Origin of the sequence: Paenarthrobacter sp. NPDC056912 (genome assembly GCF_042786555.1) — a bacterium.
Classification (GTDB): domain Bacteria; phylum Actinomycetota; class Actinomycetes; order Actinomycetales; family Micrococcaceae; genus Arthrobacter.
The window spans coordinates 86,986-96,979 of sequence record NZ_JBHUCD010000020.1 but is presented as its reverse complement, the minus strand read 5'-3'; the positions used below and the strand labels follow the sequence as shown (position 1 = coordinate 96,979).

Genomic DNA, 9,994 nt, shown 5'->3' with positions numbered 1-9,994 from the left:
CCGATTTTCACGGAAACTGCCGTCAGGTCCTGGTTGGCATCACCGAAGCGCTTGGCTTCGTAAGGTTCACGCACGAACGCCCGGACCACGCGGATGCCGATGATCTGCTCGCGGAGCACGCCGTTGATGGCGTCGATCTTGGTCTGCATGGAACGGAACAGCGGCATCAAGCGGACCACCAGATAGCCCACGACTGCCACGAGGACGGGCACGGAAACCCAGACCAACCACGACAGGCTCAGGTCCTCACGCAGGGCCATGATGATGCCGCCAACGCACATGATGGGTGTGGAGACCATGAAGTTCAAGCCCATGAGCACCAACATCTGTACCTGCTGGACATCGTTGGTGCCCCGGGTGATCAGGGTGGGAGCGCCAAAACGATTCACGTCCTGCGCGGAGAAACTGCTGACCTGGCGGTAGACGCTGCGGCGCAGGTCCCGGCCAATAGCCATGGCAACGCGCGCGCCGAAGTACACCGCTGCGATGGCAGTGATCACTTGGCCGAGAGCAACCGCGAGCATGAGCGCACCGGTACGCCAAATGAAATCGGTGTCGCCACGAGAAACGCCCTCGTCAATGATCTGGGCATTGAGGCTGGGAAGGTAGAGCGTGGCAATGGTAGACGCCAACTGAAAGATGAGGACGGCCACTATCTGCGGCAAATACGGCTTGGAATAGCGCCGTATAAGGGTGACAAGCATGCCCACAGGTCCTTAGAAAGAGTGCGTGAATGAGTTAAGAGAAGTCTTGCAGCAAGGGCTGACAGTATTAGCCTCCCCACTCTACGAAATCCGTTGCCCCAGCGAAACAACCTACGGAAAAGATCATCCCAGCGGAGTATTTCCCGTGTCGCGGCTGCACCTGCTGGTGCATGGAGGCCCGCCCGGAAGTTCAGGCAACTGTCATCCATGCCCACAACAAAGCGCCGGCCGGGAGTCCCGCCGGCGCCCTGCTTGACCGTCCTAGCCTGCGTGCTTGCCGTGGTCCGAACGGGCTTCAGCGCCTTGCAGGAGCATCAACGCCATGCGTTCCTGCTGCCTGCGTTCGCGCTTGAGTTCCTTCCGGATCGCAGCGAGCTCCTCGGCTGTCCTGGCCTGCTGCTCCGCCAAGGACTGCTGCTCCCGCAACCGGGCCTGCAGTTCCACGTTGGCCCGGCTGAGCTGCAACTGCTGTTCGGCAAGGACGTACTGGGTGCGGGACAACTGTTCCTGGACTTCCTTCACGTCCCCGGCGGCGTGGGGCCGTTCCTGGGTAAGGATCCGGGCGAACTCAAGATCAAGGTCGGACCCTGAGTCATCCTTCGGAGCCTGACGATCCGCTCCCGGGAGCTGGCGCCCGGCACCCAGGCCGCTGCCGTCGTCGCCCGTTTTCACCGCGTCCAAGGACGCAGTGTCCAGTGGCATCGCGGCCTCTCCCGAGGCAGTGGCCAGCAGTTCCTTCTCCGGAGCGGCATCAACGGTGCGGCGCAGCGGCCGCTCCTTGATCAACATCACGGCAAGAAGGGCTACCACGCTGATGATGGCTGAAATCAGGAAGATCTGGGCCGTCGCGTCGCCGTAGGCAGCACGCATGATGTCTCGAATGGGTGCTGGCATGTCGGCGAGGTCCATGCTGGCTCCCGACGCGCCGCCCTGAACCGGGATACCGGCCGCAGCCATGCCTTCGACGGCGAGGTCCTTCACGTGGGTGGACATGATGGCACCGAGGACGGAGACGCCGATCGCGCCGCCCACCGAGCGGAAGAACGCCACCGAAGCACTGGCCGTGCCGATGTCCTTGGCCTGGACTGTGTTCTGCACAGCGAGCACCAGGTTCTGCATCAGCATGCCAAGGCCGAGGCCGAACACGCCGGTGTAGATCGCCACGATCCACAGTTCTGTGGTGTGGTCCATGGTTCCGGCGAACGCGAGTCCGCCAATGAGGAGGACACTGCCTGCCACCAAGAACCGCTTCCACTTACCGAAGCGGCTGATCAGGATGCCCGAAGCCACGGAACCGATCAGGTTGCCCGCGATCATCGGCAGGGTCAGCAGGCCGGCCTCGGTAGGCGTGGCGCCACGGGCAACCTGGAAGTACTGGCCCAGGAAGGTGGAGGAGCCGAACATGGCGATGCCCACTGCGATCGAGGCGACGATGGCCAGGGCCGTGGTGCGTTCGGAGATGATCTTGAGCGGGATGATCGGCTGGGCAACTTTGGTTTCCACGAAGACCAGCAGGGCCAGCAGCGCGACGCCGCCACCCACCATGAGGGCGGACTGCCAGGAGAACCAGTCGTAGTAGTCGGGGTTGCCGGCGAAGGAAACCCAGATCAGGAGCAGGCTTACGCCCGAGGTCAGCAGGATGGAACCCAGCCAGTCGATCTTGGCAGGGCGCTTGATGTGCTGGATCTTCAGGGTCACCTGGAGCAAGATGAGCGCGACGACGGCGAGGGGCACGCAGACAAAGAACGTCCAGCGCCAGCCGAGCGGGCTGTCAACGATGAAGCCGCCGAGCAGCGGACCGCCGGCCGTGCCGACTGCCATGACAGCACCCATGTAGCCGGAGTACTTGCCACGATCCCTAGGCGGGATCATGGAGCCGATGATGGCCTGGGCCAAGGCGGTGAGGCCACCCATGGCGACACCCTGGATGACGCGTGCGGTCAGCAGCAGCGGGATCGTTTCGGACAGGCCGGCCATGACGGAGCCGGCCACGAAGATGATGATGCTCAGCTGGACGAGGAGCTTCTTGTCGAAGAGGTCCGCGAGCTTGCCCCAGATGGGCGTGGTGGCGGCGTTCGCCAACAACGCTGCGGTGATGACCCAGGCGAAGTCGGTTTGCGTGCCCTTGAGTTCGGACATGATGGTGGGCAGGGCATTCGCGACGATGGTGCTGCTGAGGATCGCGGTGAAGAAGGCCGCGAGGAGGCCGGTGAGGGCTTCCATGATCTGCCGGTGGGTCATGGGCGCGGCGGCCTTGTTAACTGAGGCGTCCACCGCCTTCGGTTGTTGTACTGCTGGTGTAGCCATGCGTGGGCTCCTAAGCTGTGTGGTTTGTTGTGATGGAGCCGGCCGCCGTTGCCCGGATTGAGTCCTTGAGTGACTCGGTGAGTTTCTGCAAAACCTGGGATGCCTCGAGGGCGTCGTCCTCGCTCCAGTCCCCCAGGTAGTCCCGCAGCCTGACGCTGCGCTGTTCCTCGACGTCCCGGAGCTTCGCAGCACCTGCCTCCGTCAAAGCCAGGATCTGGGCCCGGCCGTCCGCGGGATCCGGTCGCCTGACCACGAACCCAAGCTCCTCCAACTCCGCGATGTGCCGGCTCAGGACCGGTGCGCTAACGCCGAGGCGGGCAGCCAACTGCGTGGCGCGCGCGTCTCCCTCGCCGATAAAGCGCATGACACCTTGGAGGGCCATTCCGACGTCGGGAACGCGGGCCAGGTGGGCGGTCACCACACAGCGCAGAGTCCGCTGGAGGTCGAATATTTGATGCACAAGATCGGTTGCTGTGGCCGAACCGACAGACATGGAAAGCACCCCTTTTTTGTTTGCCTAAAGCAACTATAACTCAGATTGATTGCTTTGGGAAACTAAAGAAGCGAGAGGCTAGAGGGCCAGTTGCTTCGCTGCGGCGATGACTTCGTCCACTCGCCGCGAACGCTTCACGCCCGGCGGAACGGCGGCAATGAGCCAGTTTTCCGGAAGTTCGTCCGCGATCGGCACCAGCGCCACCTTCGCATCGGCATAGACGGACGCTGCCCCGGGCCAAACATGGGTAACGGAGATGGCCCGTCCGCTCGCCACAATCCCGCGGATCGTCTGGGCCACTACGCTCTTCCAGCGAACCTTGGGCTCAATGCCCGCCGCATGGAAGATGGCCGTGACGCGCTCGGCGCTCGGCGGCACATTGAACAGGACGAGGTCCTCGCCGGCGAGCTCAGCAAAAGTCAACGACGACCTCCCGGCCAGGGGATGACCGGCAGAGACCATGAACTGCGGCCGAGACTCCACTACCTTGATGACGTCCACGCCGGGGACCGCCTGGAGTGAGTAGATGAAGGCGACGTCCAGCTCCCCCTCCCCCACTGCGCGCTGAAGTTCTTCGGCCGTGCCTTCGATGAAATCAAGCTCTACCTCCGGCCAAAGCTCCGCGAAGTACCGGATCAGGCTTGGAATGAGCCGGGGCGAGATGGCGATCATGCAGCCGATGGATACGCGGCCCCGCATTTGTTCGTGGGAACCAAGCAGGGCCCCTTGAAGCTCAGCGGCTTCCCGGAGGATCCGCCTGGCCCTGGCACCGTCCCCAATGACGTCGACGTCATTCCGTTCGCCCGTCAGCGCTGATGCGGCCCCAGACTGAACCTGAGGAAGCACATGAGCACAGCACCCGCAGCACCGGACACAGGAGCTGCCACCCCGACGGAAACGTCCATGAACTCCAAGGACATGCGACGCATCCTTGCCTCCAGCCTTATTGGCAGCACCATTGAGTACTACGACTTCATCGGTGCCTCACTGCTCGGGGCCGTGCTGGCCTATCCGATCCTGGTGCTCATGAGCAACGGCGAGCTGCGGGGCTTCGCACTGGCAATCATCCTGGGCAACGGCCTGGTTCAGGGCTTCCTGCACGGACCCATTGCCGCCTATGTGGCCGAACACTTCCCCACGCGTAACCGTTACACGGGCGCCTCGCTCGCCTACCAAGGCGCCTCCATGATCGGCGCAGGCTTCACGCCAATGATCGTGGCAGGGCTGAGCCTTGCTGCCGGTGGCGGGCTGTGGCTCATTGCGGTCTTCTGGATTGCGACCTTGCTGGCCTCGGCTGTGGCCGTGCGGGCGACTCCGGAGGGCATTGAACGCGAGCTCGACTGAGTTCCCTGCAGAAACAGTCAGCCCCCGCACGGTTGTCCGTGCGGGGGCTGACTGTTTTGTTGCTTAGTTGTCCAAGTGCGTGGGGCCGAACATCTTCAGGAGTGTTTCAACCACGACGACGTTGGGTCCGTCCGCTTCGAAGGAGGCCTTGAGCGCGTCCCCCACTTCCTCCGGGGCGACCCGGCGGGCCGGGACACCGAAGGACTCGGCCAGCTTGACGAAGTCCGGGCGGGCGAGCTCGGTGGCCGTGGCCTGGCCGAAAGCACCCACCATGTATTCGCGCAGGATGCCGTAGCCGCCGTCGTCCACGATCAGCCAGGTGACCGGGACGTTGTGCTGCTTGGCGGTGGCGAGCTCGGAAATGGAGTACATGGACGAACCGTCACCGGAGACAGCAAGCACCCGGCTGGGCTTGCCGGTGGTTTCCAGGCCCACGGCGCCGCCGATTGCTGCAGGGAAACCGTAACCGAGGCCGCCTGCACCCTGGGCGGAGTGGAACTGGCCCTGCCGGGCATCCCAGCAGCTCCAACCCCAGTAAGCGGAGATGGTCATGTCCCAGAACGTCTGCATGTCAGCCGGGACAGCCTCGCGGATGTCGTGCATGAACTTCAGTTCCTTGGCCAGGTCCTGTGATTCCAGGCGTGCCGTGACCTTCGCAAGGGAGTCCTTGACCAGGTCCTCCGGCGAGGTTCCGTGCCAAGACCGTGTCACGGTGTCCGCCGCACCGGCTGCTGCAAGGGCCTCGTCCAAGGCCGCGAGGGCCTGGCCGGCGTCGGCACGGATGCCAAGGCCCGGCCTGTTGGATTCGAGGACGCGGGGTTCGGCGTCGATCTGGATGATCCGGCCCCGTGGTTCGAACGTGAAGTAGTTGGACGTCACTTCACCCAAGGAAGAGCCAATGACGATCAGGACATCGGCGTCTTCGAGCACGTCGGTCATGTACCGGTCCTCGATCCAGGACTGCAGGGACAACTCGTGGGTCCACGGGAACGCACCGTTGCCACCTGGAGTGCAGATGACCGGTGCGCGCAGCTGCTCGGCGATCGAGAGCAGCGACTTCTCAGCCCGGCCACGGCGCGTACCGCCGCCCGCGATGATCGCCGGACGTTCCGCCGTCGAAAGCCACTTCACGGCCTCGCGGACCAGCTCGACGCGCGGCGGGTTGTCGAACGCCTCGGCGAGCGCGTCCTCCACCGGGGGAACCATGATGGGATCCAGCAGGACGTTCTGCGGGATTTCGATCCAGACCGGGCCCTGCGGCGAGGAAATCGCCTCGGTCCAGGCGTCCTGGATGGCCGACGGGATGCCCGAAGCATGCTGGATCAGGCGCTGGCTCTTGGTGACGTTCGCGGCCGAGGCCTTCTGGTCATCGAGCTGGTGCAACATGCCCTTGCGGCGTGCACCCAGGCCATCGAGCGGGATCTGGCTGGCGACAACCACCATTGGAACACCGGTGGCATAGGCCTCCTGCAAACCGGCCAGGGACGTCAGCGCGCCCGGGCCGGTGGATAGGAACAGCACGCCAACCTCGCCGGTCGCGCGGGAGTAACCGTCGGCTGCGAAGGCGGAGTTGTTCTCCACCCGGGAGGAAACGAAGTGCAGGTTGCCGCGGCCCATGGCGTCGAAAAGACCGAGCGCATGCTGGCCGGGGATACCGAAGACGGTTTTCGCACCAAGTGCTTCGAGGGTCTCGACGACGAGGTCCCCGCCGTTGCGCTGGTTGGTTCCCTTGGTGGGAGCTGCTGTGCCGGGATCGAAGTCGATCATCGCTGTTCTCCAGTTGCTTTTGCGAGTTCTGCGATGCGGGCGCCGAGTGCCTGCTGCGCGTAGCCGTTCGGGGCGCCGAGACGGTCACCTTCCACAGCGTTGTCCGCCATGAGGGTTACGAGCTCGTAGGCCACGTGGCTGCCTGCGACGCCGGTGATTTCGGCGTGATCATAGGCCGGGGCAACTTCTACGATGTCCGCGCCCACGAGGTTCATGCCGCGGAAGCCGCGGATGATCTCGAGGAGTTCGCGGCTGGTGATGCCGCCGGCTTCCGGGGTGCCGGTGCCGGGAGCGTGCGCCGGATCCAGGACGTCGATGTCAACCGAGATGTACAGCGGGCGGTTGCCGATGCGGTCGCGAATTTTCGCCACCGTCTCCAGTACACCCTGGTAGTAGACATCAGCGGAGGTGACGATGCCGAAGCCGAAGCGGTGGTCGTCGTCGAGGTCCTTCTTGCCGTACAGCGGACCGCGGGTACCTACGTGGCTGATGGCTTCGGTGTCCAGGATGCCCTCTTCCACAGCACGTCGGAACGGGGTGCCGTGGGTGTACTCAGCGCCGAAGTAGGTGTCCCAGGTGTCCAGGTGTGCGTCGAAGTGGAGCATGGCGATGGGCTCGCCTGCACGCTCGGCCGCTGCCCTCAAGAGCGGGAGGGCGATGGTGTGGTCTCCGCCGAGGGTGACCAGCTTGCTGCCGTTGGCCGTGAGGTCCAGGGCGTTCTGCTGGATGGTCTCGATGGCCTCGTTGATGTTGAACGGGTTCACGGCCATGTCGCCGGCGTCGGCAACCTGGATGTTTTCGAACGGGCTGACATCCCAGGCCGGGTTGTACGGGCGCAGCAGACGGCTGGCCTCACGCACATGGTTGGCGCCGAAACGGGCGCCCGGACGGTAGGAAACACCGGAATCGAAGGGGACGCCGACCACCGTGACGTCGGCCTTGGACACCTGGTCCAGGCGGGGCAGGCGGGCATAGGTGGCGGCACCGGCGTAACGCGGGATGCGGGACGAATCAATGGGACCAAGGTTCCCGTTGGCCTCAATACGAAGCTCTTCCAAAATACGCCACTCCTTAGTGGATAGGTGGAGATCGAATCTGTGACTGTGACACCCATCATACACTCAAAGTTGCCTAATATGCATCACTTGTTTACAAATCACATTTAGGTGCCCAGCGCATGAGATCCCGGTCACAGCGGGCGTAAAGATTCCATAAAAACCGGGGTCCCGGCGTCGAACGCGGCCATACGCTCCTTGCGGGAGCAGCACCGTGCTGCGCGAAAGGACACCGTGACCACCCTGACGAGGCCACCGGCCGACCCGGCCGACCGGCGAAAGAACGCCTTCCACCTCAAAGCGTGGCTCTTGGAGGGAATGCCGGAGACCTCAGGCAAACGGCAGGGCCCGCACGGCCGCCCGTCCGACGCACACAAACCGCAGGCCTGGTGGAAGGTCATGTGCCTGACCGGCCTGGACTACTTCTCCACCCTCGGCTATCAGCCCGCCATCGCCGCACTGGCCGCGGGCCTGCTGTCCCCCCTGGCAACTTTGCTTTTGGTGTTCGCAACCCTCGCCGGCGCGCTGCCCGTCTACCGCCGCGTGGCCAAAGAAAGCCCCCGCGGCGAAGGGTCCATCGCCATGCTTGAACGCCTGCTCCCACGCTGGGGCGGCAAGATCTTCGTCCTGGCGCTCCTCGGCTTCGCTGCAACAGACTTCATGATCACCATTACGCTGTCCGCGGCCGACGCCACGGCCCACCTCATCGAAAATCCGTTCGCGCCGCACTTCCTGGAAGGCCAGCAAGTGGTGATCACGCTGGCGCTGATCGCAGGCCTGGGCATCGTGTTCCTCCGCGGGTTCAAGGAAGCCATCAACGTAGCTGTCGTCCTGGTGGGCGTCTTCCTTGCCATGAACCTTGTGGTCATTGCCGTTGCCATCAGCCACCTCTTTACCGAGTCCCGGGTCATCACGGACTGGTGGACCGCCCTCACCACCTCCCACGGTGACCCGATCATGATGATCGCCCTGGCACTGCTGGTGTTCCCGCGCCTGGCCCTTGGCCTCTCAGGATTCGAAACCGGCGTTGCCGTGATGCCCCAGATCAAGGGCCGCCCGTCGGACACCGAAGCCAATCCAGCAGGCAGGATCAAGGGCGCCCACAAGCTCCTGACCACCGCCGCCATCATCATGAGCTCCTTCCTCATTACGTCCAGCTTCACCACCGTCATGCTGATCCCTGCCGCGGAATTCGAATCCGGCGGCAAAGCGGAGGGCCGCGCACTCGCCTATCTCGCCCACAAATTCCTGGGCGACGGCTTCGGCACGGTGTACGACGTCAGCACCATCGCCATCCTCTGGTTCGCCGGCGCCTCAGCCATGGCCGGTTTGCTCAACCTCGTCCCCAGGTACCTGCCCCGCTACGGCATGGCCCCTGCCTGGGCACGGGCGCTGCGTCCGCTGGTGTTGGTCTTCACGGTCATCGCTTTCGCCGTCACCGTCATCTTCCAAGCTGACGTCAACGCCCAGGGCGGCGCCTACGCCACCGGTGTGCTGGTCCTGATCACCTCCGCCTCCATCGCCGTGACGCTGTCCGCCCGGAGGAAGAAACAGCGCGGCCAGTTCATCGGCTTCGGGGTGGTCTCGGTAGTGTTCGTCTACACCACCGTGGTCAACTCGATCGAGCGTCCGGACGGCCTGAAGATCGCGGCGCTGTTCATTCTGGGCATCATGGTGGTCAGCTTCGTTTCCCGGATCCGGCGCGCTTTCGAGCTCCGGGCAACCCACATCAAGATGGACGAGAAAGCCCTCGAATTCACCGCGGACAACGCTGACGGCCCGGTCCGGATCATCGCCCATGAGCCAAAGCGCCTCAGCGCCAGCCGCTACCGCGAGAAGCTTCAGCACGCGCAACTGGCCAACCACCTGCCGGTGGACAGCGATGCCGTCTTCATAGAGATCATCGTGGACGACAGCTCGGACTTCGAGCAGGAACTCCAGGTGGTGGGCAAGGAACGGCACGGGTTCAAGATCCTGGAAGTACACAGCAACAACGTGCCGAACACCCTGGCCGCCGTGCTCCTCCACATCCGCGACGTCACCGGATTCATGCCGCACATCTACTTCCGCTGGACCGAGGGCAACCCGATCTCCAACCTCAGCAAGTTCCTGTTCTTCGGCGAAGGCGAGATCGCGCCCGTGACCCGCGAAGTGTTGCGGGAAGCTGAGCCGGACATCACCCGGCGCCCCTGGGTCCACGTGGGCTAGCGTCCCGTCCCCCGAGGTGGGGGGTTAATGGAATTTTTTAAAAAAAAAAAAGACAGAAAGATCACACAGGGCCGGGGGGGGGAGGTGGAGCGCGGTTGAGGGCGTAACAGCCCCCC

General features: G+C 63.9%; 8 protein-coding genes. 2 read left to right on the top strand and 6 right to left on the bottom strand.

Going from position 1 to position 9,994, the window contains the following annotated elements:
* The 4 genes from ACFRJ9_RS19555 to ACFRJ9_RS19540 all read right to left on the bottom strand — a co-directional run.
* On the bottom strand, positions 1-704 hold a 704-nt coding region (locus ACFRJ9_RS19555; RefSeq protein ID WP_377671385.1), incomplete at its 3' end, for an ABC transporter permease.
* A 261-nt stretch (positions 705-965) separates the two neighbouring features.
* The gene (locus ACFRJ9_RS19550; protein ID WP_377671383.1) at positions 966-3,011 is read right to left on the bottom strand and encodes an MFS transporter; all 2,046 of its coding nucleotides are present in this window, start codon (positions 3,009-3,011) and stop codon (positions 966-968) included.
* Positions 3,012-3,021: 10 nt separating this feature from the next.
* Positions 3,022-3,504 (bottom strand): MarR family winged helix-turn-helix transcriptional regulator, encoded by a 483-nt coding sequence (locus tag ACFRJ9_RS19545; RefSeq protein ID WP_377671381.1) that lies wholly within the window; start codon positions 3,502-3,504, stop codon positions 3,022-3,024.
* A 78-nt stretch (positions 3,505-3,582) separates the two neighbouring features.
* Positions 3,583-4,203, bottom strand: a complete 621-nt coding sequence (locus ACFRJ9_RS19540; RefSeq protein ID WP_377671379.1) for a LysR substrate-binding domain-containing protein — start codon at positions 4,201-4,203, stop codon at positions 3,583-3,585.
* A 147-nt stretch (positions 4,204-4,350) separates the two neighbouring features.
* Here ACFRJ9_RS19540 and ACFRJ9_RS19535 point away from each other — a divergent pair, with 147 nt between their 5' ends.
* The gene (locus ACFRJ9_RS19535; protein WP_377671377.1) at positions 4,351-4,848 is read left to right on the top strand and encodes a hypothetical protein; all 498 of its coding nucleotides are present in this window, start codon (positions 4,351-4,353) and stop codon (positions 4,846-4,848) included.
* A gap of 63 nt (positions 4,849-4,911) precedes the next feature.
* Here the strand turns inward: ACFRJ9_RS19535 and ACFRJ9_RS19530 are convergent, their stop codons facing one another.
* Both ACFRJ9_RS19530 and speB read right to left on the bottom strand, forming a co-directional pair.
* The gene (locus ACFRJ9_RS19530; RefSeq protein WP_377671374.1) at positions 4,912-6,615 is read right to left on the bottom strand and encodes a thiamine pyrophosphate-binding protein; all 1,704 of its coding nucleotides are present in this window, start codon (positions 6,613-6,615) and stop codon (positions 4,912-4,914) included.
* Positions 6,612-7,673 (bottom strand): agmatinase, encoded by a 1,062-nt coding sequence (gene speB / locus ACFRJ9_RS19525; protein ID WP_377671372.1) that lies wholly within the window; start codon positions 7,671-7,673, stop codon positions 6,612-6,614. The genes ACFRJ9_RS19530 and speB overlap by 4 nt, the downstream gene beginning before the upstream one ends.
* Positions 7,674-7,904: 231 nt before the next feature.
* Between speB and ACFRJ9_RS19520 the strand changes: the two genes are divergently transcribed.
* The gene (locus ACFRJ9_RS19520) at positions 7,905-9,878 is read left to right on the top strand and encodes an amino acid transporter (protein ID WP_377671369.1); all 1,974 of its coding nucleotides are present in this window, start codon (positions 7,905-7,907) and stop codon (positions 9,876-9,878) included.
* Positions 9,879-9,994 lie beyond the last annotated feature (116 nt).